Below are 26438 nucleotides of genomic sequence, written 5' to 3'. Positions count from 1 at the left end.
TGAAGCTTACGCCAGCGCGAGCGTTGCTCACAATAATCATAAGATCGGAGTGAACCCATGAAGCTGCCATTCGCTGGACGTCTTCTTGCTGTCGCTATGCTGGCTGCCGCAGCCGCCGCACTACCTGTCTCTTCGGCTTTCGCCGAGTCCCCGGAAAAACCCAAAGTCGCACTGGTCATGAAATCCCTGGCCAACGAATTCTTCCTGACCATGGAAGATGGCGCCAAGGCCTACCAGAAAGAACACTCCGCCGACTTCGACCTGATCTCCAACGGCATCAAGGACGAGACCGATACCGCCGGCCAGACCCGTATCGTCGAGCAGATGATTCTGGCCAAGGTCAACGCGCTCGTTATCGCACCGTCCGATTCCAAAGCCATGGTGCCGGTGATCAAGAAAGCCGTCGATGCCGGCATCACTGTGATCAACATTGACAACCAGCTTGATCCGCAGATCGTCAAAAGCAAAAACATCAGCGTGCCTTTCGTAGGCCCGGACAACCGCAAAGGTGCGCGTCTGGTCGGCGAATACCTGGCCAAGCAACTGAAGGCCGGTGACGAGGTCGGCATCATCGAAGGCGTGTCCACCACCACCAACGCCCAGCAACGCACCGCAGGCTTCAAGGATGCGATGGAGGCGGCGCAGATCAAGGTTGTCTCCTTGCAATCCGGTGACTGGGAGATCGACAAGGGCAACAAGGTTGCTGCGTCGATTCTCAGCGAATACCCGGATGTGAAGGCGCTGCTGGCGGGTAACGACAGCATGGCCGTTGGCGCTGTTTCCGCTGTGCGCGCTGCCGGTAAGGCGGGCAAGGTCCAAGTGGTCGGTTACGACAACATCAATGCGATCAAGCCGATGCTCAAGGACGGTCGTGTGCTGGCGACGGCCGATCAGTTCGCTGCCAAGCAGGCCGTGTTCGGTATCGAGACTGCGCTGAAAATCCTCAAGGGCGAAAAAGTCGACAGCGGCGTCAATGGCGTGATCGAAACGCCAGTCGAGTTGGTCACTAAGTAAGTCTTCCGGCGACACAACGGCGCTCGTCCGTCCGGACGAGCGCATGGAGAGTTTTTTATGTCAGTTTCCGCCCCGAACGCTGTCCTCTCGGTCAGCGGTATCGGTAAGACCTATGCGCAACCGGTGCTCACGGGCATCGACTTGACGCTGATGCGCGGTGAAGTGCTGGCGCTGACCGGTGAGAATGGCGCCGGTAAAAGCACGCTGTCGAAGATCATTGGGGGGCTGGTTACGCCCACCACCGGTCAGATGCAATTCCAGGGCAAGGACTACCGTCCGGGCAGTCGCACCCAGGCCGAAGAGCTTGGCGTGCGCATGGTCATGCAAGAACTCAATCTGCTGCCGACCCTCTCGGTGGCGGAAAACCTGTTTCTCGACAACCTGCCGAGCAACGGCGGCTGGATCAGTCGCAAGCAATTGCGCAAAGCCGCGATCGAGGCCATGGCGCAGGTTGGCCTCGATGCCATTGACCCGGACACACTGGTCGGCGAACTGGGCATTGGCCATCAACAGATGGTCGAAATCGCACGCAACCTGATCGGCGATTGCCATGTGCTGATCCTTGATGAACCGACTGCGATGCTCACCGCCCGCGAGGTGGAAATGCTCTTCGAGCAGATCACTCGCTTGCAGGCGCGTGGCGTCTCCATCATCTATATCTCGCACCGCCTCGAAGAGCTGGCGCGCGTCGCGCAACGCATTGCCGTGCTGCGTGACGGTAATCTGGTTTGCGTCGAGCCGATGGCCAACTACAACAGTGAGCAACTGGTCACCTTGATGGTCGGTCGCGAACTGGGCGAACACATCGACATGGGCCCGCGCAAGATCGGCGCCCCGGCCCTGACGGTCAAGGGCCTGACCCGCTCCGACAAGGTGCGCGATGTATCCTTCGAAGTGCGTGCCGGCGAGATTTTCGGGATCTCCGGGCTGATCGGGGCAGGGCGCACCGAATTGCTGCGACTGATCTTCGGCGCCGATCTGGCCGACAGCGGCACGATTGCGCTGGGTTCGCCGGCGCAGGTGGTCAGTGTGCGTTCGCCGGTTGATGCGGTGAACCATGGCATTGCCTTGATCACCGAAGACCGAAAGGGTGAAGGCTTGCTGCTCAGTCAGTCGATCAGCGCCAACATCGCCCTGGGCAACATGCCGGAGATTTCCAGGGCAGGAATCGTCAATGCCAGCGACGAAATTTCCCTGGCGCAGCGTCAGATCAACGCCATGCGCATCCGCAGTTCCAGCCCAACTCAGTTGGTGTCGGAATTGTCTGGCGGCAACCAGCAGAAAGTGGTGATCGGCCGCTGGCTGGAGCGCGATTGCTCGGTGCTGTTGTTCGACGAGCCGACCCGCGGCATCGATGTCGGTGCCAAGTTCGATATCTACGCCTTGCTGGGCGAGTTGACGCGTCAGGGCAAGGCGCTGGTGGTGGTGTCCAGTGACCTGCGCGAGCTGATGCTGATCTGCGACCGGATTGGTGTGCTGTCGGCAGGGCGTTTGATCGATACCTTCGAGCGCGACAGCTGGACCCAGGATGATTTGCTTGCCGCCGCGTTCGCCGGCTACCAAAAACGTGATGCGTTGCTCAATGAAGCGGCGCCTAGGGATCTCCCATGAAAACTGCATCTTCCGCCGGCAAACGTAGTGGCAATTTCTACGGTCTGGGCACCTATCTGGGCCTGGCCGGGGCCTTGTTGGCGATGGTGGCGCTGTTCTCGATGATGAGCAGCCACTTTCTGTCCTATGACACTTTCAGCACGCTGGCCAACCAGATTCCCGATCTGATGGTGCTGGCGGTGGGCATGACCTTTGTACTGATCATCGGCGGCATCGACCTGTCGGTCGGTTCGGTGCTGGCACTTGCCGCTTCGACAGTCAGCGTGGCGATTCTCGGCTGGGGCTGGAGCGTGTTGCCGGCCGCGTTGCTCGGTATGGCGGTGGCGGCACTGGCGGGTACGGTGACCGGTTCGATCACTGTGGCGTGGCGCATTCCGTCGTTCATCGTTTCGCTCGGTGTGCTGGAAATGGCCCGTGGCCTGGCGTACCAGATGACCGGTTCGCGCACCGCCTACATCGGTGATTCGTTTGCCTGGCTGTCGAACCCGATCGCGTTCGGCATTTCGCCGTCGTTCATCATTGCCTTGCTGGTGATATTCATTGCGCAAGCTGTGCTGACCCGCACCGTGTTTGGTCGTTACCTGATCGGTATCGGCACCAACGAGGAAGCGGTGCGGCTGGCCGGGATCAATCCAAAACCGTACAAGATTCTGGTGTTCAGCCTGATGGGGCTGCTGGCCGGGATTGCCGCACTGTTCCAGATTTCCCGTCTGGAAGCTGCAGACCCGAATGCCGGCTCCGGTCTCGAATTGCAAGTGATCGCCGCCGTGGTGATCGGTGGCACCAGTCTGATGGGTGGCCGTGGGTCGGTGATCAGCACCTTTTTCGGTGTGTTGATCATTTCGGTACTGGCCGCCGGTCTGGCGCAGATCGGCGCGACCGAGCCAACCAAACGCATCATCACCGGCGCGGTGATTGTCATCGCGGTAGTGCTCGATACCTATCGCAGCCAGCGCGCCAGTCGACGGGGCTAACAGATGGCAACGATCAAGGATGTGGCGGCGCTCGCGGGGATTTCCTACACCACGGTTTCTCACGTGGTGAACAAGACGCGCCCGGTCAGCCAGGAAGTGCGGTTGAAGGTCGAGGCGGCCATCAAAAGCCTCGACTATGTGCCGAGTGCGGTGGCGCGTTCGCTGAAAGCCAAGACCACTGCGACCATTGGCTTATTGGTGCCCAACAGTCTCAACCCGTATTTTGCCGAGTTGGCACGGGGCATCGAGGATTACTGCGAGCGTAACGGCTACTGCGTGATCCTCTGCAATTCTGACGACAACCCGGAAAAACAGCGCAGCTATTTGCGCGTGCTGCTGGAAAAACGCATCGACGGACTGATCGTCGCCTCCGCCGGTGGTGACATCGGACTTGCGCAAGGGCTGGCCGGGGTGAAGACGCCAATGGTCATCGTCGACCGCGGGCTGGATGGCGTCGACGCCGACCTGGTGCGCATCGACCATGAGTATGGCGCTTATCTGGCGACGCGGCATCTGCTGGAGCTGGGCCATCGTGACATCGCCACCATCGGTGGTCCGTCGAGCACCAGCGTGGCGCAAATGCGTCAGGCCGGTTTTTGTCGGGCGCTGCAGGAGGCGGGCATCAAGGTACGGGCCGAGCGCATGCTGGAAAGCGATTTCACCAGCACCGGTGGTTACAACGCGGCAGCGATCCTGCTTGAAAGCAATCCGCCGAGTGCGATCTTCGCCGGTAACGACATGATCGGTATCGGTGTGCTGCGCGCGGCGGCCGAGCGCAATGTGCGCGTGCCAAGCGAGCTGTCGGTGATCGGCTTCGACGATATCCAGATGAGTCGCTACGTGTACCCGGCGTTGACCACGGTCGGCCAGTCGATCCTGCAGTTGGGCGAGATGGCTGCCGAAGTGTTGCTGCGAAGGATTGCTACCCCGAGTCTGGTCACCGATCAACGGATCGTGACCCCGAGTATTGTCTTGCGCGAATCGACTGCGCCGCTGTCCGGCGTATTCACCGAGTACCGCTGAAACCGAATTGACGAGTAGTGATGTATGCCAGCAAATGTAGTGGTAATAGGCAGCCTGAACATGGATCTGGTCACCCGGGCACCACGGCTGCCCAAGGGCGGTGAAACGCTGATCGGTCATTCCTTTGCCACCGTGTCCGGCGGCAAGGGCGCCAATCAGGCAGTCGCTGCTGCGCGCCTGGGTGCGCGGGTGGCAATGGTCGGCTGTGTTGGCAACGATGACTACGGCGTGCAATTGCGTGAGGCATTGCTGGCCGAGCAGATCGATTGTCAGGCGGTGAGCACGGTCGAAGATTCCAGTGGCGTGGCGCTGATCGTGGTCGATGACAACAGTCAGAACGCCATCGTGATCGTTGCTGGCGCCAACGGTGCAATGACCCCGGCAGTGATCGACCGTTTTGATGCGGTGCTGCAAGCGGCCGACGTGATTATCTGCCAGCTCGAGATCCCGGATGCAACGGTAGGGCATGCGCTCAAGCGTGCACGTGCGTTGGGCAAGACGGTGATCCTCAATCCGGCGCCAGCCAGTCGTCCGCTACCGGCAGACTGGTTTGCCGCCATCGACTACCTGATCCCCAACGAAAGTGAAGCATCCGCGTTGAGCGGGTTGCCGGTCGATTCGCTGCAAAGCGCAGAAAGCGCTGCCAACCAGTTGATCGCAATGGGCGCGGGCAAGGTCATCATTACCCTCGGTGCGCAAGGTTCACTGTTTGCCAATGGCAAAGGTTTCGAGCACTTCCCGGCGCCAAAGGTGCAGGCGGTCGATACCACCGCCGCGGGCGATACCTTCGTCGGCGGTTTTGCTGCGGCGCTCGCCAGTGGCAAATCCGAGGCCGAGGCGATCCGGTACGGGCAAGTCGCGGCAGCGCTGTCTGTGACCCGGGCCGGCGCACAACCTTCCATTCCAACCATGTCCGACGTACAGGCGTTCAAACCCGCATGAAAAAGACTCCTCTGCTCAACGTCGCGTTGTCGCGGCTGATCGCCTCCCTGGGCCATGGTGACATGGTGGTCATCGGTGACGCCGGACTGCCGGTGCCACCGGGTGTTGAATTGATTGATCTGGCGCTGACCCACGGCGTTCCGGATTTTGTCAGTACCCTGAAAGTCGTGCTCAGCGAAATGCAGGTGGAAAGCCATGTACTGGCCAACGAAATCCTCGACAAGCAGCCGACCGCCCTGGTCGCGCTGGACGAGTTGCAAGAAGAGGGTGCCCTCGGTCGGCGCGATCTGCTGACGCATGAGCAATTCAAGGTTCTCAGCCGACAGGCGCGGGCGATTGTTCGTACAGGCGAATGTCAGCCGTACTGCAACATCGTGCTGGTGGCCGGGGTAACGTTCTAATCGGGTTCCGACCCTTTCATTTTCATCAGCACAAGGAATGCGCCATGCACCGCTATGCTCAAAAACTCCACCAATTGCTTCGGAGTCTGCTGCTTTTGTCTTTTATTACCGCCACCGGCGCTCAGGCTGCTGAAAAGATCGACCTGATCATCGACACCGACCCTGGCGCCGACGACGTGGTCGCTTTGCTGTTCGCCCTGGCTTCGCCGGATGAACTGAACATCCGCGCCTTGACCACCGTGGCCGGCAACGTGCGCCTCGACAAGACATCGCGCAACGCGCGCCTGGCTCGCGAATGGGCAGGGCGCGAAGACGTTCCGGTGTATGCCGGTGCGCCGAAACCGCTGATGCGTACGCCGATCTACGCCGAGAACATCCATGGCAAGGAAGGCCTGTCGGGTGTCACCGTGCATGAGCCGAAAAAAGGCCTGGCCGAAGGCAATGCGGTCAACTACCTCATCGACACCCTGAAAAAAGCCAAGCCGCACAGCATCACCATCGCCATGCTTGGCCCGCAAACCAATCTGGCGCTGGCGCTGATCCAGGAGCCGGAGATCGTCAATGGCATCAAGGAAGTGGTGATCATGGGCGGTGCGCACTTCAATGGCGGCAACATCACCCCGGTGGCCGAATTCAACCTGTTCGCCGACCCGCAAGCGGCGGAAGTGGTACTCAAGAGCGGCGTGAAACTGACCTACCTGCCGCTGGACGTGACCCACAAGATCCTCACCAGCGACGCACGCCTGAAGCAGATTGCCGCGCTGAACAACAACGCAAGCAAGATCGTTGGCGACATCCTCAACGAGTACATCAAGGGTGACATGGAGCACTACGGCATCCCGGGCGGCCCGGTGCACGACGCTACCGTTATCGCTTACCTGCTCAAGCCTGAGCTGTTCACCGGTCGTTCGGTGAACGTTGTGGTGGATAGTCGCGAAGGTCCGACTTTTGGCCAGACCATCGTTGACTGGTATGACGGTCTGAAGGCGCCGAAGAACGCCTTCTGGGTGGAAAATGGGGATGCTCAAGGCTTCTTCGATCTGCTGACCGAGCGTCTGAAGCGCTTGAAGTAAGGCCTGGACCCGCAGGTGCCAGCCTGCGGGTTTTTATTTTCTCTCGGTGTCGTGCGTGTTCTCGCCGTCATGCTGGTACCGCTCGAACACCTGGGCGATAAACGTTTGTGCGCCCTGGGTTCCCATCGTCTTGACCAGCAGATCGATGCTGATCAACGCCAGCTCCTCCGCACTGCCCGGGCTGTACGAGCTGTGCCCCTTCGGCCAATGAACCTTGATGTCGGCGGAGATGCTTACAGTGTTCATGAGTGCGCTCGAAAAGTTGGAAATGTCTGAAAGCGAGTTAACCACTTTGGCGGGCGTTTGGCACTGCGACTTAGGCATGAGCGCGGCGCTATGCGACACTTGGTCTTTTCCGGCTGATCCAAGGAATGTGCTGTGCAGATCGATTTGAACACCCCCGACGGCCTGACACTCGACGCTGTGCGCCAGTTGCTGGCGTCGGCCAGCGATGATGAGCACACGCAACTGCGCGTGACCAAGGGTGGGATTGCCTATATTTCCTCTGGTGTGACCGGCGGGCAGGATATTGATGGCCTGCTGTTTCGCCTAGAGACCTGGGCCAAGGGCTCGGGTTATGTCGGCAACGTCGCGGCCAGCGATGAAGTCTGGGTGATGCAGATTTTCAACGCGCTGAAAGACAACTGGCCGAATCCACCGCTCGATTACATCGACATCTATTGAGCTTCGTTAATATTCGGTGACGATTGCGTGAGGATGCGGTGCCCGCACTTCAGGCAGACTCAGCGTTTTTCCGGGTCGTGGGGCAGGGTGATGGCACCGGCTGTGAAACCAAACGCCGAATTGGCGGTCGCACGATCTCAGCTTAACCATTTGAAAAAAGGAGGCTTCATGCCTTTGAAGTTCGCGTCTCTGGGTGCACTAATGGCCGTTGCCATGTTGGCCGGTTGCAGCACAACCTCCAGCGAGTCGGCAAAGGATCCTGTGGCGACCGATGCCGGTCATAGCCGCTGTGAAGCAAAGGCAGCGGAATTTGCCATCGGTAAAAAGGCTTCGCCGGAACTGCTCGATCAGGCTCGTGCCAAGGCTGGCGCGCAAAACGCCCGCTTCCTCAAGCCAACTGACATGATCACTCTGGAGTACCGTTCCGATCGCCTGAATCTGAACACCGACAACAACCTGGTGGTCACTCGCGTCAACTGCGGCTGATCGCAGACCGCTTTTGTTGCAGGCATAAAAAACCCCGTCACATGGACGGGGTTTTTTTAGTGCGCCGGGAAATTACTCTGGGCGAACTTGTGCAGCTTGCATACCCTTTTGGCCTTTCTCAGCCACGAAAGAGACGGTCTGGCCTTCTTTCAGGCTTTTGAAACCGTCGGATTCGATAGCTTTGAAGTGTACGAACAGGTCGTCACCGCCACCTTGAGGAGTGATGAAGCCGAAGCCTTTTTCATCGTTGAACCATTTAACGGTGCCGGTTTGGCGATTAGACATGGTGTATCTCCAAGAAACATATATTTTCAGTAGTACTGTGCTGCTCAGGCCAACTGGGCACACCGGAGTATCATAGTCGAAATGTTCGCTTTGGTAGCCCCCCGGACGTGCTGTTTGCTTTCATATTGCATTGATTTCAACCTCTGAAATGTCTGCAAGCCCCGGTTTCAGTGGCTTTCAGCCGAAAGAAGAGGGTGTAAAAAAAGCTATAAAACCTGCGTAAATTATCGATTTCGGGGTCTTTTTGGCGGTTTTCAGCCTGCTGGACGCCCGAAAAAACATTCGTCAGCGCTTATTTCTGCACTCGGCAAACCGAGATTTCTTTCAGTGCGCGCTGACCCAGTTCACCACTTGGCGGGGTGTTCTTGTCCATCAGTTGCGCGATCTCTTGCGTGGTGAATTTCTTTTCCAGAACGTCGGCACCGCAAGCGCAATGTTTATTGGCTTCGGCCGGATTGACGCTCTTGCTGGCTGCGGCGGTGCAGTCGTTCATGTATTGGGCTTTGACGCCGGCAGGCCAGGCCGCGTTGGCGCTCAGCGGCAGCAGCAGGGCCAGCGGGGCCGCGAAAGCAAAAAGTCTGATAAGGCGCATGTCGGAAACTCCTTGGGTTGATATCGGCGACGATTCTCAGCCTATTTGAGGCAAAGCGTATATCCCAAGTTCACTTCGCGCCGCAAAAATGCGCAAATCAGCAACACCTCAATTCGATGACGTCGATGACCGCTCATCTGTGCTAGCATGCCGGGCTCAAGCGTTCTCAGGCTCCGGATGGCCTTCAGCCCCGGCAGCGGTCAGCGTGCGAAAATTCTGATTTGAATCCCAGTCACTCTGGTTCGGTTTTCCGGTTGGCCGCAAGGCTCCTGCCGCTGTAAGGCAGGCGTTCGTCATTGAATGGCCTGGATCGGATCTTGTACTGGCTCATCCCAACCCACGTGACCTTTGGTAGGGGTCACCACTAGGAGAGGAGGCGCCATGCCAACTATTACTCTTCCCGACGGCAGTCAACGTTCATTCGATCACCCGGTTTCCGTAGCCGAGGTCGCCGCATCCATTGGTGCCGGTCTGGCCAAGGCCACTGTGGCCGGCAAGGTCAACGGCAAGCTGGTCGACGCCTGCGACATCATCGACAGCGACGCGACGCTGCAAATCATCACGCCAAAGGATGAAGAGGGGCTGGAGATCATTCGCCACTCTTGCGCGCACCTGGTTGGCCACGCGGTCAAACAGCTGTACCCGACTGCGAAAATGGTCATCGGGCCGGTCATCGACGAAGGCTTCTATTACGACATCGCCTTCGAGCGTCCTTTTACGCCGGACGACATGGCCGCCATCGAACAGCGCATGCATCAGCTGATCGACAAGGATTACGACGTCATCAAGAAAGTCACTCCGCGCGCCGAAGTGATTGAAGTGTTCAAGGCCCGCGGCGAAGACTACAAGCTGCGTCTGGTCGAAGACATGCCGAACGAGCAGTCCATGGGCCTGTACTACCACGAAGAATACGTCGACATGTGCCGCGGCCCGCACGTGCCGAACACGCGTTTTCTGAAATCCTTCAAGCTGACCAAGTTGTCCGGCGCCTACTGGCGCGGCGATGCCAAGAACGAGCAATTGCAGCGCGTTTACGGCACAGCCTGGGCTGACAAGAAGCAGCTGGCGGCTTACATCCAGCGCATCGAAGAAGCGGAAAAGCGCGATCACCGCAAGATCGGCAAGCGCCTGGGCCTGTTCCACACCCAGGAAGAAGCACCGGGCATGGTGTTCTGGCACCCGAACGGCTGGACTCTGTATCAAGTGCTCGAGCAGTACATGCGCAAAGTGCAGCGTGACAACGGCTACCTTGAGATCAAGACCCCGCAAGTGGTCGATCGCAGCCTCTGGGAGAAATCCGGGCACTGGGCCAACTACGCCGACAACATGTTCACCACCGAGTCGGAAAGCCGCGACTACGCCATCAAGCCGATGAACTGCCCATGCCACGTGCAGGTGTTCAACCAGGGCCTGAAGAGCTACCGCGAGCTGCCGATGCGTCTGGCCGAGTTCGGTGCCTGCCACCGTAACGAGCCGTCGGGTGCGTTGCACGGCATCATGCGTGTGCGTGCGTTCACTCAGGACGACGCCCACATTTTCTGCACCGAAGAGCAGATGCAGGCCGAATCCGCGGCGTTCATCAAGCTGACCATGGACGTTTACCGCGATTTCGGCTTCACCGACGTCGAGATGAAACTGTCCACTCGTCCGGAAAAACGCGTAGGTTCCGACGAGCTGTGGGATCGCGCCGAAGCGGCACTGGCTGCAGCCCTTGATTCTGCGGGTCTGCCGTATGATCTGCAGCCGGGTGAAGGTGCGTTCTACGGTCCGAAAATCGAGTTCTCGCTGAAAGATTGCCTCGGTCGCGTCTGGCAGTGTGGTACCTTGCAGCTCGATTTCAACCTGCCTGTCCGTCTGGGCGCCGAATACGTCTCCGAAGACAACAGCCGCAAACACCCAGTGATGCTGCACCGGGCGATCCTCGGTTCGTTCGAGCGTTTCGTCGGGATTCTGATCGAGCATTACGAAGGTGCATTCCCTGCGTGGCTGGCGCCAACCCAGGCAGTGATCATGAATATCACTGATAAACAGGCAGATTTCGTCGCTCAGGTTGAAAAAACTCTCAACGAAAGCGGATTTCGTGCCAAGTCCGACTTGAGAAATGAAAAGATCGGCTTTAAAATCCGCGAGCATACTTTGCTCAAGGTTCCCTATCTTTTGGTTATCGGAGATAAGGAAGTCGAGATGCAGACTGTCGCTGTGCGTACTCGTGAAGGTGCTGACCTGGGCTCGATGCCCGTCGCCCAGTTCGCTGAGTTTCTCGCGCAAGCGGTTTCCCGGCGTGGTCGCCCAGATTCGGAGTAATTATTATTAAGCGTGAAATGAGACAAGATAAACGAGCTGCACCGAAAGCCCCGATCAACGAGAATATCTCGGCACGCGAGGTTCGGTTAATTGGCGCTGATGGCGAGCAGATTGGCATCGTCTCGATTGATGAAGCGCTTCGTATTGCTGAAGAAGCAAAGCTTGATCTGGTAGAAATCTCTGCTGACGCAGTCCCACCGGTTTGCCGGGTGATGGACTACGGCAAATCGATCTTCGAGAAGAAGAAGCAGATTGCAGCAGCGAAGAAAAACCAGAAGCAGATTCAGGTAAAAGAAATCAAGTTTCGTCCAGGGACGGAGGAAGGGGATTACCAGGTAAAACTGCGCAACCTGGTACGTTTCCTGAGTGACGGGGACAGGGCCAAGGTATCCTTGCGATTCCGCGGCCGTGAGATGGCCCACCAGGAGCTGGGGATGGAACTCCTCAAGCGGGTTGAAGCTGACCTGCTCGAGTACGGTTCGGTCGAACAGCATCCTAAGATGGAAGGACGCCAGCTGATCATGGTCATCGCCCCGAAAAAGAAGAAGTAATCAACAGGGCACGGCAGGCCTTCTGATTATGTTTATCAACTGAATGCGGAGTATCCGAACATGCCAAAAATGAAAACCAAAAGTGGTGCTGCTAAGCGGTTTCTGAAAACTGCTAACGGTATCAAGCACAAGCACGCTTTCAAGAGCCACATCCTGACCAAAATGTCGACCAAGCGTAAGCGTCAACTGCGCGGTAGCAGCTTGCTGCATCCGTCTGACGTGGCAAAAGTCGAGCGCATGCTGCGCCTTCGTTAATTTTAGTCAAGAATAGAGGAAGTAACTCATGGCTCGTGTAAAGCGTGGCGTCATTGCCCGTAAGCGTCACAAAAAAATTCTGAAACTTGCTAAAGGCTACTACGGCGCACGCTCCCGCGTATTCCGTGTTGCCAAGCAAGCGGTAATCAAGGCAGGCCAATACGCCTACCGTGACCGTCGTCAGAAAAAACGTCAGTTCCGCGCTCTGTGGATCGCTCGTATCAACGCTGGTGCTCGTGTTAACGGTCTGTCCTACAGCCGTTTCATCGCTGGCCTGAAAAAAGCGTCCATCGAGATCGACCGTAAGGTTCTGGCTGATCTGGCAGTGAACGAAAAAGCGGCGTTTGCTGCGATTGTCGAGAAAGCTAAAGCCACCTTGGCTTAAGTACCCCCGACAGTCACCCGGCCTCACCTCTGTGGGGCCAGGTGTTAAACGTCATAAATAGGGGAAGAGCCTTCAAGCTCTTCCCCTATTTTGTATCTGGAGTCTGTACATGGAAAACCTGGATGCGCTGGTCTCTCAAGCACTAGAGGCTGTGCAAAGCGCTGAAGATATCAATGCCCTGGAGCAAATCCGGGTTCAATACCTTGGCAAAAAGGGTGAATTGACTCAGGTGATGAAGACCCTGGGGAATTTGCCGGCAGAAGAGCGTCCGCAAGTCGGCGCCCTGATCAACGTTGCCAAGGAGCGTGTTACAGGCGTTCTCAATGCGCGCATGGCTCTGTTTGAAGAAGCCGAACTGGCTGCCAAACTGTCTGCCGAATCCATTGACGTGACGTTGCCGGGCCGTGGCCAGACCTCCGGTGGTCTGCATCCTGTGACCCGGACTCTGGAACGAGTCGAGCAGTTCTTCACCCGCATCGGCTACGGCATCGCCGAAGGCCCTGAGGTCGAAGACGACTATCACAACTTCGAAGCGCTCAACATCCCAGGCCACCACCCGGCCCGGTCGATGCATGACACTTTCTATTTCAATGCCAACATGTTGCTGCGCACCCATACCTCGCCGGTACAGGTCCGCACCATGGAGTCCAAGCAGCCGCCGATCCGCATCGTTTGCCCTGGCCGTGTGTATCGCAGCGACTCCGATATCACCCACTCGCCGATGTTCCACCAGGTCGAAGGCCTGCTGGTCGATCGCGACATCAATTTCGCCGACCTCAAAGGCACCATCGAAGAATTCCTGCGGGTGTTCTTCGAAAAAGAGCTGGCCGTCCGTTTCCGTCCTTCGTACTTCCCGTTCACCGAGCCATCCGCTGAAGTCGACATGGAATGCGTGATGTGCAGCGGTAAAGGCTGCCGCGTCTGCAAGCAGACCGGCTGGCTGGAAGTCATGGGCTGCGGCATGGTGCACCCGAACGTGCTGCGCATGTCCGGCATCGATCCGGAAGAGTTCTCCGGTTTTGCCTTCGGCATGGGTGTCGAGCGTCTGGCAATGCTCCGTTACGGCGTGAACGACTTGCGTCTGTTCTTCGACAACGACTTGCGGTTCCTCGCGCAATTTCGCTAGTCGTAACGAATTCTTAGGAGAGCAGGATGAAATTCAGTGAACAATGGCTGCGTGGCTGGGTTAGCCCGCAGATAAGTCGCGACGAGCTGGTTGCTCGTCTGTCGATGGCGGGTCTGGAGGTCGATAGCGTGACCCCGGCCGCCGGTATATTCAGCGGCGTGGTCGTGGGCGAGGTGCTGAGCACCGAGCAGCACCCTGATGCCGACAAGTTGCGTGTGTGCCAGGTCAGCAATGGTGCGGAAACCTTCCAGGTCGTGTGCGGTGCGCCAAACGTGCGTCCGGGCCTGAAGATTCCGTTCGCCATGATCGGTGCCGAACTGCCGGGCGACTTCAAGATCAAGAAGGCCAAGCTGCGTGGCGTCGAGTCCAACGGCATGCTGTGCTCGCAAGCCGAGCTGCAGGTCGGTGAAGGCAACGACGGTCTGATGGAACTGCCGGCCGATGCGCCGGTGGGCGAAGATTTCCGTGTGTACCTGGATCTGGAAGATGCCAGCATCGAGGTCGACCTGACCCCGAACCGTGGCGACTGCCTGTCGCTGGCCGGTCTGGCCCGTGAAGTGGGTGCGCTGTACGACACGCCGGTCACTCGCCCGGTGGTCATGACCATTTCGGCTGTGCACGACGAAGTGCGTCCGGTAGAAGTGCTGGCGCCTGCCGCCTGCCCGCGTTACCTGGGTCGTGTCATCCGTAACGTTGATCTGTCCAAACCAACCCCGCTGTGGATGGTTGAACGTCTGCGCCGCGCCGATGTGCGCAGCATCGACGCTGTCGTCGACATCACCAACTACGTGATGCTTGAGCTGGGTCAGCCACTGCACGCTTTCGATCTCGCCGAAATCAATGGCGGCATCCGCGTGCGTATGGCGGAAGAGGGTGAGAAGCTGGTTTTGCTCGACGGTCAGGAAGTCAGCCTGCGTAGCGATACCCTGGTGATTGCCGACCACACCCGCGCTCTGGCGATTGCCGGCGTAATGGGTGGCGAGCACAGCGGTGTGTCCGCAACCACTCGCGACGTTTTCCTGGAAAGTGCCTTCTTCGATCAGATCGCTGTGGCGGGCAAGGCTCGTTCCTACGGCCTGCACACCGACGCCTCGCACCGTTACGAGCGTGGCGTGGACTGGCAACTGGCCCGTGAAGCCATGGAGCGCGCCACTGGCCTGCTGCTGGAAATTACCGGTGGTGAAGCCGGCCCGATCATCGAGACCGTCAGCGAACAGCACCTGCCGTCGATCGCGCCGATCACCCTGCGTGCGCAGCGCATCACCCAGATGCTGGGGATGGAAATGGATTCGGCGCAGGTCGAGCGTCTGCTCAGCGCCTTGGGTCTGAAGATTTCCGCTGACGGCGCAGAGCAGTGGCGCGTAGAAGTGCCAAGTCACCGCTTCGACATCAGTCTGGAAGTCGATCTGATCGAAGAGCTGGCGCGTCTGTACGGCTATAACCGTTTGCCGGTTCGTTACCCGCAAGCGCGTCTGGCGCCGCAAGCGAAGGCTGAAGCACGCAGCGAATTGCCTGAGCTGCGTCGTCTGCTGGTAGCCCGTGGTTATCAGGAAGCGATCACTTACAGCTTCATCGATCCGAAACAGTTCGAACTGTTCAACCCGGGCGTTGAGCCGCTGTTGCTGGCCAACCCGATTTCCAATGATATGGCTGCCATGCGTTCCTCGCTGTGGCCGGGCCTGGTCAAGGCGTTGCAGCACAACCTGAACCGCCAGCAGGATCGCGTGCGTCTGTTCGAAAGCGGTCTGCGCTTCGTCGGTCAGCTGGAAGGTCTGAAGCAAGAACCGATGCTGTCGGGTGTTGTTTGCGGCAGCCGTCTGCCGGAAGGTTGGGCGCAGGGTCGCGACACCGTCGATTTCTTCGACGTGAAGGCTGATGTTGAAGCGGTGTTGGGCTTTGCCGGTGCACTGGATACCTTCACTTTCACTCCGGGTAAACACCCGGCGCTGCACCCGGGTCAAACCGCGCGCATCGAACGGGACGGGCGTGAAGTCGGCTTTATCGGTGCGATTCACCCCGAGCTGTCCAAAGCCCTGGGCCTGGATCGTCCGGTCTTCGTCTTCGAGCTGGTTCTGGCTGAAGTCGCTTCCGGAAAAATGCCGCAATTCCATGAGTTGTCGCGTTTTCCTGAAGTGCGTCGTGACCTTGCACTGATCGCGCACAAAGACGTCGCGGCCTCGGCTGTACTGGACGTAATCCGTGAAAATGCAGGCGAATGGCTCACGGATCTCAGGCTGTTTGACGTGTATCAGGGTAAAGGCATTGATCCTGATAGAAAAAGCCTTGCAGTTGGCTTGACCTGGCAGCATCCATCGCGCACTCTTAATGACGATGAGGTGAATTCGACGACGCAAAATATCCTCACCTCGCTCGAACAAAGGTTGAACGCCACGTTAAGGAAGTGACGTATGGGGGCTTTGACGAAAGCTGAGATGGCGGAACGTCTGTATGAAGAGCTGGGCCTGAACAAGCGGGAAGCCAAGGAGTTGGTTGAACTGTTTTTCGAGGAAATCAGGCACGCTCTTGAAGACAACGAGCAGGTCAAATTGTCCGGTTTCGGCAATTTCGACCTTCGGGACAAACGCCAGCGGCCTGGCCGCAACCCGAAAACGGGGGAAGAAATCCCGATCACGGCTCGCCGTGTGGTCACCTTTCGTCCAGGGCAGAAGTTGAAGGCCCGAGTTGAGGCTTATGCTGGAACCAAGTCATAACGACGAACTACCCGTCATCCCGGGCAAACGCTACTTCACCATTGGTGAAGTCAGCGAGCTGTGTGCGGTAAAACCACACGTGCTGCGCTACTGGGAGCAGGAGTTTCCTCAACTCAACCCCGTCAAACGCCGCGGAAACCGCCGGTATTATCAGCGCCAGGATGTGCTGATGATCCGGCAGATCCGCGCGCTCCTTTACGATCAGGGGTTCACCATCGGCGGCGCACGCTTGCGTTTGTCCGGCGATGAAGCCAAAGACGACACCACCCAATACAAGCAAATGATCCGCCAGATGATCGCTGAGCTTGAAGATGTACTGGTGGTGCTCAAGAAATAAAAAGCTGCGTTTGAATACTTCCAGTTTTCAAAAGCTTGCGATATATTCTTGAGCGCTCTTCGAGACGAAGGGCGGGTTTCAAACCAGTCGGGGCGTAGCGCAGTCCGGTAGCGCACTAGCATGGGGTGCTAGGGGTCGAGTGTTCGAATCACTCCGTCCCGACCATTATTCCTGAGTAAAATCAGACACTTAAGCCGATCATCTAGATCGGCTTTTTTGTGCCTGCGCAAAGCTCGCGCAAAAAAAGGTCGCTGGATGAAAAATTTGGATCACTTGATAGACAAGCGGGATCCGGCGCTGCCCATCATTGAAAAAATGCTGGGGGAAGCCGTACTCAACTATCAGTTACTCCCTCCCTCCACCGAAAATGGCAGAGTTCTTTCAGGTCTTCAGCTCACGACTAAATCGACTTTAGGTGCGATCGCCTTCGAAACGGGTGGGCTGTTGATTGATCACGGTTGGTTACGTGTGCTCGGCTCCGGGCATCTGCAATTACCGCGAAATCTTCTGGATTGGAATGGCGGCCGTGCTGATGCTTATATGTTGGTCGCCGACGATGCCGCTGGAGGTTTTTTTGCTCTCAATGGCGGTGGTTTGGGTGAAGAAGTTGGGGCGATGTATTACTGGGCGCCTGACACGCTGTTGTGGGAGCCATTGCACATTGCTTACACCGACTTTCTGGGTTGGGCGTTGAGTAATCGGCTCGCGACCTTCTACGACGGTTTGCGCTGGAACGGCTGGATTCGCGACCTGCAGGCGCTGGAAGCGGATCAGTGCTTTTCGTTTTTCCCGTTTCTCTGGACTCGGGAAGGCTCAGTCGAAAAGAGTCGCCGTACGGCGATTGATGTCAGCGAACAGTTCGAAATGAATGTCGAGTTGGCACGCAAGCTCGGCAATGGTTCTGCGCAGCTACTCTGATGTCGGGTTGATACTCTGCCTGTCAGGGCTGATTTACTTCTACTTCTTTACCTTCAGCGAGCCGAGCCATGTGCAGCAGTATTGCGGGGTTTGATAGACCGTACTGTCAGTGCGCTCGCCTCTGAAGCGCCACTAAATATTGGCGATCGGGTGCCGATACTCAGTCATCTAAATTCCGATCGAGCGAAGGCGCATGGACATCAGCAATACCAGCAGTGAATATCAAAAGCCGAAAAATCTCGCAGGGCTGGGCCGTCGCTGGGGTGGGCAGATCATCGATACGTTGATCACCTACTTTTTGATCCTCTTCGTAGGACGGCTGGCGGAGTTTATTGGTTTGCCGCCAAATGTGGTGGCTGTCCTGGCTCTTGGTACGGGTGTGGCGTATTACCTGTTTTCCGACGCAATGCCCAACGGGCAAAGCCTGGGTAAAAAGCTGCTGGGGATGTCGGTGATTGATGAGCGTAGCTACTTGAACTGCAATCTGTATCAATCGTTCATACGCAATATCACAACGCCGTTTCTGAACATCCTCGACTGGATTTTCATCTTCTTTGGCTCGCGCAAACGCCTGGGCGACATGCTTGCGTCAACAATTGTGATTCGTGTCAGGTGAGTCAAGTGGGGCGACGGCAGTCGCCCAGGTGTTAAGGTTTCGAACCTTGCTTAATGTCCTCCGAGTCACTGGAGGTTGCGGCGTCTTTCTGCGTTTCTTGCGGTTCGGCGCCGGAGTTTGAGCCTGACGCTTCTTCGCCTTTTTTATTGGCTTTTTCCTCGTTGGACTCTGAGCTTTGCGCCTGATTTGTGCCGGAGGAGGCCGTCGGTGTTGCTGCCGAACTGGTCTGCGTGAAGAGCGAGCCAGTCAACAGCAGGCTTGCAAGCGTCAGGGTTGCAATCGACTTGTTCATGATCTGAGTCTTCCGCGCGATGTGGGTAACTCTTTGGAGGCATGAACAGGCCTAAGGTGCTGGCCGTTGGACGAGCGGTAAAGTCACAGATACCCGGCCCAATGTGAAAGTAGAAGGATTTCTATCAAGCCGACCACAAACATGACCGCGACAAAGCGCCGCGAAAACACCGCGCTATATTTTGCGGCCTTGCAAGTCGGCCCATTCAATCCCGAAGCGGCTCAGGTATTTTCTCAAGCGATCTGCATCATTCGGCTGCGCCTTGGCCTGGCGCGATACGCCGAACAGTCTGCGTCCGGCATCCGACAGTCTGTCCGCTTGCCGACATACGTCAATTACCGCTTTCAATTGCAGTCGATCAAACAGGTCGAGGCTAGCGGCGTCTCCCGGGAGGTCATCCGACACGCCGTCCGCTTGCGCCAGCCCCCACGCATAACGCAGTCGATCAATTTCTTCCTGCACTTGCGCCTCATCAATTCGTCCGCTGTCCGCCAGCGTGGCCATCCGGGTAATCGACGCTGACAATTCGCGAAAGTTGCCCAGCCATGCCGCTTCCCGAGAGCTGGCGAAGGCGAGGTAGCGTCGGCGCGCTTCGAGGTTGAAGCGCACCAGTTGGCCGTGATCGCGAGCGTGACGTTCGAGCTCGAAATCGATGTTGGGCTCGATGTCTTCGCGGCGGCCGGCCAGGCCGGGCAAATCAAATGTCCAGAGGTTGATGCGCGCGTACAGATCCTCGCGGAACAGGCCTTCGGCGACGCGGCTGCGCAGATCGCGGTGAGTGCCGGCGATGATCAGGAAGTCGCTGTCGACCTCCTTGTCGGAGCCAAGCGGAAAGAAGCGCTTTTCTTCGATCGCCTTGAGCAGCATCGCCTGTTCGTCCGCGCCCAGCTCCCCGATTTCATCGAGAAACAACATGCCGCCGTCCGCTGCCCGTAGCAGGCCGTCGCGGGCGTTCTGCGCTCCGGTGAATGCGCCTTTGACGTGACCGAACAGAGCCGACATCGCACCGTCGCCCCGCAGGGTGGCGCAGTTGACCTCAACAAACCGGCCCTGCATTTGATGGCGGCTGCGTTTGAGTTCATAGATGCGTCGGGCGAGAAACGATTTGCCGGCGCCGGTCGGGCCGATCAGCAGCATGGGCGCCTTGGAGCGCACGGCCACGCGTTCAATCTGTTCGATGGAGCGGTTGAACGCCGCGTTACGGGTGGCGATGCCGGACTTCAAGAACTCCAGGCCCTCGAGGCGTTTGTTGGCGAAACGCGAGGCAATGCGGTCATAACGCGACAGGTCGAGGTCGATCAGCGCGTGAGTGCCGGTGGCTTGTTCATCTTCGCTTTTGCGTCGGGCGGGGGAGGTCTGGATCAGGCGCGCCGGCAGATAGCGTGCTTCGGTCAGCAGGAACCAGCAAATCTGCGCGACGTGGGTGCCGGTGGTGATGTGAACCAGATAGTCCTCGTGCTCGGTATCGAAGCTGTAGGCCGTCGTGAAGTCATGCAGCGCGCCGTAGACCTCTTCGAAATCCCACGGATTGCGCAGTGACATGGGGTGCAGGTGTACCTCGGTTTCCGGCGAGATCTGCTGGATATCGGTGCGAACCCGTTCAGCGAGGCTGATGTCGCGCGCGTCGATACCGTGAATCAGTTCCAGACGATGGATCAACACGTCCGGTTGCTGGCACAGGCCAACGCTCGGTCGCCAGTGGCTCCAGCGATTGGCGCCTTTGCCAACGCGGTCCAGGGTGGCGCCGATAAAACCGATGGCGACGGTGCGTTTGTTGGGCATGGCTATCTCAAAAGATAAATGACGATATCAAATGATAGGTTTCTCACACTGGGTTTGTCTTCGGTTCAGCTCAAAGAAATCGATAAAGAATAAAAAAACTATATAAATCAATAAGATAAAAAATAAATTTTGCGCCTCTCAAAAGCTGGCACAGCCGCTGCAATATCTATCGCAACGAACAGGACAACACAGCGAGACGCCACGATGGCCAACTTCAAACTCTTCAACACGCAATCGAAACAGCTGCCAGCCTGCGACACTTTGAATGCCTCCGGTGCCTCGGCATATGCCTACACGCCGAAGCATCAACTGGCCCAGCTGGCGGTCACCGGTTGCCTGAACCAGACGTTTTACGCCAGCGCTGAAAGCCAGCTGGATCAAGTATTGAAGCTGGTGGCTGAACTCGACAGCCGTTTCGTGGCGAAGGCTGCTGTCTACGCTCGCCAAAAGGGCCACATGAAAGACATGCCGGCATTGCTGCTCGCGGCGTTAACGGCAAACCGTTCGACGCTGGTGCCTGAGGTGTTTGAACAAGTGATCGACAGCGGCAAGATGTTGCGCAACTACGTGCAGATCCTGCGCAGTGGCGCCACCGGGCGCAAATCCCTTGGTTCGCAACCCAAACGTCTGGTGCAGAACTGGCTGAACGGCGCGACCGAACGTCAACTGCTACAAGCGTCGATTGGCAACCAGCCATCGCTGGCGGACGTGGTGAAGATGGTTCACCCCAAGCCGGCTGAGGCCTGGCGCGAAGCGTTCTTCGCCTGGCTGATCGGCAAACCGGTGGATGTGCAGGCATTGCCCGAGTTGACCCGTGATTTGCTGGCATTTCGCAGCGGTGCGAGTCGCGAAGTCCCCGCGGTACCGTTTCAACTGCTCGGCAACGAAATTCTGAGCAAAGAGCAATGGGCGGCGCAGGCCTGCAACATGGGCTGGCAGGGGTTGCGCATCAACCTCAACACCCTGGCGCGGCATGGCGCGTTCGAGGTTTCGGGTTGCGTCGATTACGTGGCAGCGCGACTTGCAGATCCGCAAGAAGTGGCAAAGGCGCGGGTTTATCCATACCAGTTGCTGGCGGCCTATCGGATGGTTGGCGATAACGTACCGCTGCAGATCCGCGAGGCGTTGCAGGATGCACTTGAGTTGTCGTTGGCCAACGTGCCGAAGCTGGAGGGCGCGGTGGTGGTTTGCCCGGACGTATCGGGTTCAATGGGCAGCCCGGCGACCGGTTATCGTCAGGGGGCAACCACCGCAGTGCGTTGCATTGATGTGGCGGCACTGGTCGCGGCAGCGGTGTTGCGCAAACAGCCGGCGGCGCGGGTGATGCCGTTCGAAGTGAAGGTGGTGGATATCAAGCTCAACCCACGGGACAGCGTGATCAGCAATGCGGAGAAACTGGCCGCGGCCTTTGGCGGCGGCACCAACTCCTCGGCGCCATTGAAGAAACTGGCGGACAGCAAGGCCAGGGTCGATACGTTGATTCTGGTATCGGACAACGAGTCCTGGATCGACACGCGGCGCCATGGAGCAAGCGAGACCATTCGCCAATGGGAACGAATCAAGCAGATCAACCCGCAGGCGCGGCTGGTGTGCATCGATATCCAGCCGGGTTATGCAACGCAGGCAGCCGACCGCGACGACATTCTGAATGTCGGTGGTTTCAGCGATGCGGTGTTCGATGTGCTTGAGCAGTTCACCAGCGGTCGTTACGGCGCGCCGCACTGGGTCGAAGCGATCGACATGCAATGAATTGATTTGTCGCAGGCGCTGAATGCCGGTGGGACTACATCCAAGACGTCTCATCAAACCCTTGTCAGCGTGTGTGACGGCACGAATGCCTGATGGCTGTACATCTGAGGCCGGTTAACCCCGGTGCGCGGCAACGCGCAACAGTCATCAACTTTTGTCGTGCCACCTTATTGAAAAAGAGGGCAGCGAATGCAACAGGTACTCCATCGGAACGCGGGTTCGAATCCCGCCCCGGCAACGGGGGCTCGACTGGCAGAGCCACAGTGTCTGTTTTTTTGTCGCTGCACATGACGGAACAACGCCGAATCATCGGCCAACGAATAAAGAATAGAGAAATGAAAGCACACACTTACCAACTGCTCGAAGTCGCCAACGGCAAGCCGATCAAACTCTGGACCGAAGGCGTCCCGGTGGAAAACGAGGCCCGCGAGCAGTTGATGAACACGGCAAAGATGCCATTCATCTTCAAGCATCTGGCGGTGATGCCGGATGTGCATCTGGGCAAGGGCTCGACTATTGGCAGCGTGATTCCGACGGTGGGCGCGATCATCCCGGCGGCCGTCGGCGTGGACATCGGTTGCGGCATGATCGCCGCACGCACGTCGCTGACCGCAGCCGACTTGCCGGACAACCTGCAAGGTCTGCGCAGCGCCATCGAGCAAGCGGTGCCCCATGGCCGCAGTTCGAACCGTTCGCGGCGCGACAAGGGCGCATGGGACGAGATTCCGCAGCAAGCCGATCAGGCCTGGGCGGGGCTTCAGCCACGTTTCAAACTGATCACCGACAAGTACCCGAAACTGACCAACACCAACAACCGTGGGCATCTGGGCACGCTCGGCAGCGGCAACCACTTCATCGAAGTGTGCCTGGATGAAGCCAACCGGGTCTGGTTCATGTTGCACAGTGGTTCTCGCGGTGTCGGCAACGCCATTGGCAACCTGTTCATTCAGATGGCTCAGGCGGATATGCGGCAACACATCGCCAACTTGCCGGATCGTGACCTGGCGTACTTCGAAGAAGGCAGCCAGCACTTCGATGATTACGTGGAAGCGGTGAGCTGGGCGCAGGACTTCGCCAGACAGAACCGCGAATTGATGATGCGCGCGGTGATTCAGGCCACGCGCCAGATCATTCGCAAACCGTTCGAGGTGGCGCTGGAAGCGGTCAACTGCCACCACAACTACGTGCAGAAAGAGCGGCATTTCGGCGAAGAAATCCTGGTCACCCGCAAAGGCGCGGTGTCGGCGAAGAAAGGTGAACTCGGGATCATTCCGGGTTCGATGGGCGCCAAGAGTTTCATTGTGCGCGGCCTGGGCAACGAAGAGTCGTTCAGCTCCTGCAGCCACGGCGCCGGCCGCACCATGAGCCGAACGAAGGCAAAGAATACGTTCACCGTCGAAGACCAGATCCGCGCCACGGCGCATGTCGAGTGCCGCAAGGACGAAGCGGTGATCGACGAAATTCCGATGGCCTACAAGGACATCGACAAAGTCATGCACGCCCAGCGCGAGTTGGTGGAAGTGCTGCACACCCTGCGGCAAGTGGTGTGCGTCAAAGGATAAAAGGATCAGCAGTCATGGAATTTGCAGAACGCCACCCGCTGTGCGCCACGATGCGTGCGCGGGTACTGGAAGAGTTGGCGCGTATAGAGCGCGAGCGCAATGTCACGGTGTTGTACGCCTGTGAGTCCGGCAGTCGGGCCTGGGGCTTTGCCTCGACCGACAGCGACTACGACGTACGGTTCGTGTACGTGGAAAAACCGCAGTGGTTCGTTCAGGTCGACACGCCGCGCGCGGTGATCGAGAGGCCATTGGACGATGAGCTGGATGTCAGCGGCTGGGAGCTGCGCAAGACCCTCGGGTTGTTGCGCAAGTCCAACCCGACGCTGCTGGAGTGGCTCGACTCGCCATTGGTGTACCGCAGCGAAAGCGCACAGGTTGCGCAACTGCGTGAGCTGGCCGAAGCGTTCTACAGCCCGCCGGCAGCCCGTAACCACTATCTGTCGATGGCGAAAAACAATTTTCGCCAGTACCTGCAAGGCGACAGCGTGCGGTTCAAGAAGTACTTCTACGTGCTGCGGCCGTTGCTGGCGGTGCGCTGGATCGATCAGGGGCGTGGGCGTCCACCGATGACCTTCGCCGACCTGCTGACCACGGTCGACGACCGCGCACTGCTGGCTGAAGTCGACGAGCTGCTGGCACTTAAACGCAATGCCGACGAGCGCGCCTACGGCCCGCGTCGTCCGGCGCTGCACAGGTTCATCACTGCCGAACTCGAACGCGATGTGCCCACATTACTCAGAACTCAGGAAGACTCGCGAAAACTGGATGACTACCTCAGGGACATCGTCGGGTTGTATGCGTAAGGATTGAAATGGAACCGCAAGTGATTGAACTGGACGGCGCGATTGGCGGCGGTCAGGTGTTGCGCAGCGCGCTGAGCCTGTCGATGGTGACGGGCCAGGCGTTTCGCATTAAACAGATTCGCGCCCGCCGCAGTCGGCCGGGACTGCTGCGTCAGCATTTGACGGCGGTGATGGCGGCCGCCGAAGTCTGCGGCGCACGGATCGCGGGAGCGGAACTGGGCTCGCAGGAGTTGCGCTTCGAGCCGGGAGCGATTCGTTCGGGTGATTACCGGTTTGCAATCGGCACGGCCGGTAGTTGCACGTTGGTGTTGCAGACCTTGCTGCCGGCGCTGTTGCAGGCGCCGGGCACAAGTCGCGTACGGATCAGCGGGGGTACGCATAATCCGTTGGCGCCGCCTGTCGATTTCCTTACGCGCAGCTGGTTGCCGTTGATGCGGCGCATGGGGGCCGGCATTGAGCTGGATCTGCTGCGTCACGGCTTTGTCCCGGCCGGTGGCGGTGAGATCGACGTCACGGTGCAGCCGTCGCAACTGACGCCGCTGGACCTGTGTGAGCGTGGGGCGCTGCTGTCGCAGCAAGCCTTGGCGCTGACGGCCGGTCTCGCACCGAGCGTCGCCGAGCGTGAACTGAATCAGGTGGCGAAACGCTTGCGCTGGGCAGCGGAAACTTTGCATCCGATCACGCTCGACCCGGCGCGAGGCCCCGGTAACGTGCTGTTACTGGAGTACGTGTTCGAGCAGGTCACCGAAGTCTTCAGTGCCTTTGGCCAAGTGTTGTTACGGGCGGAGAAGGTCGCTGATAGCGCAATCAATCAAGCGACAGACTGGTTACGCAGTGACGCTGCGGTGGCGGAACACCTCGCCGACCAGTTGCTGCTGCCGATGGCGCTGGCCGGTGGCGGATCATTCACTACCCCAAGAATGACCGAGCATCTGCACAGCAACATCGCGGTGATCGAGCGCTTCTTGCCGGTCACTATCGAATGCTCGGAAGCGGGCCCCGAGCGTCTGCGGGTTGAGGTCCGCAACGGTCGCTGACCACGTCGCAAGCCCGGATCAATCTCGCGAATGCGGCAATTTGCTGGCCCCCAGGCTTGGGCTTCCCCGGCAAAATCGCCTTTTTTCAAAAGGTTAGGTTGGCTATATGCGGACGATTGTCATAACCGTTGCAACGCTTTCCCTGGCTGCCTTCGCTTCGGCCATTGAAGCGAGGGAGTTGAGCAAGAGTCACCGGTTTGCCTGTACGTGGGGCTCGGACATCGCCGCCGGCGCACAACAGTCGAAGCTCTCGGGGATCTCGTTGTACGGCGCGCGCAAGCAGTTGCAGGTGCGCAAGTTCCAGCAACCGTGGATGCGCATGACGGCAATGGGGATTACCGAGCAGACCTACAACAGCACGTCGAAGCTCAAACCTGCAGCGGTCAAGCAGACCTATTACGAACAATGCGTGCGGCATGAGCTGGCCCAGCGATAAATCGAAAAGCCCAACCTGAAGAGGTTGGGCTTTTTCATGCCTGACGAAACGTCGGCGTTACTTGTCAGTCTCGCAATTGACCATCCACGACACGCCGAAGCGATCGACCAGCATACCGAACCGGGCGGCCCAGAAAGTCGCCTCTAGCGGCATATCGACGCGACCGTCCTTGGCCAGTGCATTAAACACCCGCTCGGCTTCGGCAATGCTGTCGACGTTGAGTGAAATCGAGCAACCACTCATACCCCCGGTCGGCCGGTCAGGCGTGGTGTCCGAGGCCATGATCATCTGGTCGCCAACCTTCAGGCAGGTATGGATGACCAGGTTGTGGTGCTCTTTCGGTACGTGTTCGGCGGCGGGTGTTTCGCCGAAGGTCATGATTGCTTCGAGTTTTCCTTGCAGCGCTTGCTCATAAAAGGTGAAGGCTTCACGGCAGTTGCCGTTGAAGATCAGGTAGGGATTGATTCGCATGATGGCGTTCCTGGCAGT

The 26438-nt window shown here is 58.3% G+C and carries 30 protein-coding genes and 1 tRNA gene; 25 read left to right on the top strand and 6 right to left on the bottom strand.

The window, feature by feature from the left end; translation table 11 throughout:
• Window positions 1–57: 57 nt before the first annotated feature.
• The 7 genes from VLA07_RS15775 to VLA07_RS15745 are packed head-to-tail and all read left to right on the top strand — an operon-like array spanning window position 58 to window position 7038.
• The gene (locus VLA07_RS15775; RefSeq protein WP_003226388.1) at window positions 58–1014 is read left to right on the top strand and encodes a sugar ABC transporter substrate-binding protein; all 957 of its coding nucleotides are present in this window, start codon (window positions 58–60) and stop codon (window positions 1012–1014) included.
• A 57-nt stretch (window positions 1015–1071) separates the two neighbouring features.
• The gene (locus tag VLA07_RS15770; RefSeq protein WP_027611550.1) at window positions 1072–2625 is read left to right on the top strand and encodes a sugar ABC transporter ATP-binding protein; all 1554 of its coding nucleotides are present in this window, start codon (window positions 1072–1074) and stop codon (window positions 2623–2625) included.
• On the top strand, window positions 2622–3599 hold the full coding sequence (locus VLA07_RS15765) for an ABC transporter permease (RefSeq protein WP_007961238.1): 978 nt from the start codon (window positions 2622–2624) through the stop codon (window positions 3597–3599). Before VLA07_RS15770 ends, VLA07_RS15765 begins: the two co-directional genes overlap by 4 nt.
• Window positions 3600–3602: 3 nt before the next feature.
• Window positions 3603–4622, top strand: coding sequence for a LacI family DNA-binding transcriptional regulator (locus VLA07_RS15760; protein WP_027611551.1), 1020 nt, complete (start codon window positions 3603–3605; stop codon window positions 4620–4622).
• Window positions 4623–4646: 24 nt separating this feature from the next.
• On the top strand, window positions 4647–5564 hold the full coding sequence (rbsK, locus tag VLA07_RS15755) for a ribokinase (protein WP_027611552.1): 918 nt from the start codon (window positions 4647–4649) through the stop codon (window positions 5562–5564).
• Window positions 5561–5965, top strand: a complete 405-nt coding sequence (gene rbsD, locus VLA07_RS15750) for a D-ribose pyranase (protein ID WP_027611553.1) — start codon at window positions 5561–5563, stop codon at window positions 5963–5965. The genes rbsK and rbsD overlap by 4 nt, the downstream gene beginning before the upstream one ends.
• A 44-nt stretch (window positions 5966–6009) precedes the next feature.
• Window positions 6010–7038, top strand: a complete 1029-nt coding sequence (locus VLA07_RS15745; RefSeq protein ID WP_096796176.1) for a nucleoside hydrolase — start codon at window positions 6010–6012, stop codon at window positions 7036–7038.
• Between the two features lie 33 nt (window positions 7039–7071).
• On the opposite strand, the gene VLA07_RS15740 is transcribed toward VLA07_RS15745, so the two are convergent.
• The gene (locus VLA07_RS15740; RefSeq protein WP_333989639.1) at window positions 7072–7284 is read right to left on the bottom strand and encodes a hypothetical protein; all 213 of its coding nucleotides are present in this window, start codon (window positions 7282–7284) and stop codon (window positions 7072–7074) included.
• Between the two features lie 132 nt (window positions 7285–7416).
• Between VLA07_RS15740 and VLA07_RS15735 the strand changes: the two genes are divergently transcribed.
• Window positions 7417–7722, top strand: a complete 306-nt coding sequence (locus tag VLA07_RS15735) for a hypothetical protein (protein ID WP_247269524.1) — start codon at window positions 7417–7419, stop codon at window positions 7720–7722.
• A gap of 168 nt (window positions 7723–7890) precedes the next feature.
• A complete protein-coding gene (locus tag VLA07_RS15730) occupies window positions 7891–8208 on the top strand; it encodes an I78 family peptidase inhibitor (RefSeq protein ID WP_007961248.1) in 318 nt (105 codons plus the stop codon).
• Between the two features lie 72 nt (window positions 8209–8280).
• Here the strand turns inward: VLA07_RS15730 and VLA07_RS15725 are convergent, their stop codons facing one another.
• Window positions 8281–8493, bottom strand: coding sequence for a cold-shock protein (locus VLA07_RS15725; protein ID WP_003179963.1), 213 nt, complete (start codon window positions 8491–8493; stop codon window positions 8281–8283).
• A gap of 292 nt (window positions 8494–8785) precedes the next feature.
• The gene (locus VLA07_RS15720) at window positions 8786–9085 is read right to left on the bottom strand and encodes a hypothetical protein (RefSeq protein WP_003226370.1); all 300 of its coding nucleotides are present in this window, start codon (window positions 9083–9085) and stop codon (window positions 8786–8788) included.
• Between the two features lie 381 nt (window positions 9086–9466).
• Between VLA07_RS15720 and thrS the strand changes: the two genes are divergently transcribed.
• The 11 genes from thrS to VLA07_RS15665 all read left to right on the top strand — a co-directional run bounded on the left by thrS (window position 9467) and on the right by VLA07_RS15665 (window position 18288).
• Window positions 9467–11389 carry a threonine--tRNA ligase gene (gene thrS, locus VLA07_RS15715; RefSeq protein ID WP_247269523.1) on the top strand — a complete coding sequence of 641 codons (1923 nt, stop codon included), beginning with the start codon at window positions 9467–9469 and terminating at the stop codon, window positions 11387–11389.
• Complete coding sequence (gene infC, locus VLA07_RS15710; RefSeq protein ID WP_170929410.1) at window positions 11389–11940, top strand: translation initiation factor IF-3; 552 nt, start codon at window positions 11389–11391, stop codon at window positions 11938–11940. The genes thrS and infC overlap by 1 nt, the downstream gene beginning before the upstream one ends.
• A 60-nt stretch (window positions 11941–12000) precedes the next feature.
• Window positions 12001–12195, top strand: a complete 195-nt coding sequence (gene rpmI / locus VLA07_RS15705; RefSeq protein WP_002553160.1) for a 50S ribosomal protein L35 — start codon at window positions 12001–12003, stop codon at window positions 12193–12195.
• 28 nt (window positions 12196–12223) lie between these two features.
• The gene (gene rplT / locus VLA07_RS15700; RefSeq protein ID WP_002553161.1) at window positions 12224–12580 is read left to right on the top strand and encodes a 50S ribosomal protein L20; all 357 of its coding nucleotides are present in this window, start codon (window positions 12224–12226) and stop codon (window positions 12578–12580) included.
• 109 nt (window positions 12581–12689) lie between these two features.
• Window positions 12690–13706: a phenylalanine--tRNA ligase subunit alpha gene (gene pheS, locus VLA07_RS15695; protein ID WP_003226365.1), complete on the top strand. Its 1017-nt coding sequence runs from the start codon at window positions 12690–12692 to the stop codon at window positions 13704–13706.
• A 26-nt stretch (window positions 13707–13732) separates the two neighbouring features.
• Entirely contained in the window at window positions 13733–16111 is a 2379-nt protein-coding gene (gene pheT / locus VLA07_RS15690) for a phenylalanine--tRNA ligase subunit beta (protein WP_333989638.1), read from the top strand.
• A 3-nt stretch (window positions 16112–16114) separates the two neighbouring features.
• Window positions 16115–16417 (top strand): integration host factor subunit alpha, encoded by a 303-nt coding sequence (gene ihfA / locus VLA07_RS15685; protein ID WP_002553164.1) that lies wholly within the window; start codon window positions 16115–16117, stop codon window positions 16415–16417.
• Window positions 16398–16754 (top strand): MerR family transcriptional regulator, encoded by a 357-nt coding sequence (locus VLA07_RS15680; RefSeq protein WP_003179985.1) that lies wholly within the window; start codon window positions 16398–16400, stop codon window positions 16752–16754. Before ihfA ends, VLA07_RS15680 begins: the two co-directional genes overlap by 20 nt.
• A gap of 88 nt (window positions 16755–16842) precedes the next feature.
• Window positions 16843–16919: transfer RNA gene (locus VLA07_RS15675), tRNA-Pro, on the top strand.
• A 90-nt stretch (window positions 16920–17009) separates the two neighbouring features.
• Window positions 17010–17672 (top strand): DUF2625 family protein, encoded by a 663-nt coding sequence (locus VLA07_RS15670; protein WP_333989637.1) that lies wholly within the window; start codon window positions 17010–17012, stop codon window positions 17670–17672.
• A 193-nt stretch (window positions 17673–17865) separates the two neighbouring features.
• Window positions 17866–18288: an RDD family protein gene (locus VLA07_RS15665; protein WP_097088693.1), complete on the top strand. Its 423-nt coding sequence runs from the start codon at window positions 17866–17868 to the stop codon at window positions 18286–18288.
• Between the two features lie 31 nt (window positions 18289–18319).
• On the opposite strand, the gene VLA07_RS15660 is transcribed toward VLA07_RS15665, so the two are convergent.
• Both VLA07_RS15660 and rtcR read right to left on the bottom strand, forming a co-directional pair.
• Window positions 18320–18580: a hypothetical protein gene (locus VLA07_RS15660; protein ID WP_247269521.1), complete on the bottom strand. Its 261-nt coding sequence runs from the start codon at window positions 18578–18580 to the stop codon at window positions 18320–18322.
• A gap of 174 nt (window positions 18581–18754) precedes the next feature.
• Window positions 18755–20362 carry an RNA repair transcriptional activator RtcR gene (gene rtcR, locus VLA07_RS15655; RefSeq protein ID WP_333989636.1) on the bottom strand — a complete coding sequence of 536 codons (1608 nt, stop codon included), beginning with the start codon at window positions 20360–20362 and terminating at the stop codon, window positions 18755–18757.
• A 204-nt stretch (window positions 20363–20566) separates the two neighbouring features.
• Between rtcR and VLA07_RS15650 the strand changes: the two genes are divergently transcribed.
• From VLA07_RS15650 to VLA07_RS15630, 5 genes are all read left to right on the top strand, one after another.
• Window positions 20567–22111 carry an RNA-binding protein gene (locus VLA07_RS15650; protein WP_333989635.1) on the top strand — a complete coding sequence of 515 codons (1545 nt, stop codon included), beginning with the start codon at window positions 20567–20569 and terminating at the stop codon, window positions 22109–22111.
• A 335-nt stretch (window positions 22112–22446) separates the two neighbouring features.
• Window positions 22447–23673: an RtcB family protein gene (locus VLA07_RS15645; protein ID WP_027611573.1), complete on the top strand. Its 1227-nt coding sequence runs from the start codon at window positions 22447–22449 to the stop codon at window positions 23671–23673.
• Between the two features lie 14 nt (window positions 23674–23687).
• Window positions 23688–24476 carry a nucleotidyltransferase domain-containing protein gene (locus tag VLA07_RS15640; RefSeq protein ID WP_333989634.1) on the top strand — a complete coding sequence of 263 codons (789 nt, stop codon included), beginning with the start codon at window positions 23688–23690 and terminating at the stop codon, window positions 24474–24476.
• A gap of 8 nt (window positions 24477–24484) precedes the next feature.
• Window positions 24485–25513: an RNA 3'-terminal phosphate cyclase gene (rtcA, locus tag VLA07_RS15635; RefSeq protein ID WP_333989633.1), complete on the top strand. Its 1029-nt coding sequence runs from the start codon at window positions 24485–24487 to the stop codon at window positions 25511–25513.
• A gap of 106 nt (window positions 25514–25619) precedes the next feature.
• Entirely contained in the window at window positions 25620–25949 is a 330-nt protein-coding gene (locus VLA07_RS15630; RefSeq protein WP_007961262.1) for a hypothetical protein, read from the top strand.
• A gap of 57 nt (window positions 25950–26006) precedes the next feature.
• Here VLA07_RS15630 and VLA07_RS15625 read toward each other — a convergent pair whose 3' ends face one another.
• The gene (locus VLA07_RS15625) at window positions 26007–26420 is read right to left on the bottom strand and encodes a VOC family protein (RefSeq protein ID WP_097088705.1); all 414 of its coding nucleotides are present in this window, start codon (window positions 26418–26420) and stop codon (window positions 26007–26009) included.
• Window positions 26421–26438: the final 18 nt, after the last annotated feature.

The organism is Pseudomonas sp. S3(2024) (assembly GCF_036861315.1).
GTDB classification, from domain to species: Bacteria; Pseudomonadota; Gammaproteobacteria; order Pseudomonadales; family Pseudomonadaceae; genus Aquipseudomonas; species Aquipseudomonas putida_A.
The sequence above is the reverse complement of the archived record's forward strand: the minus strand, read 5'-3'. Positions and strand labels throughout refer to the sequence as shown.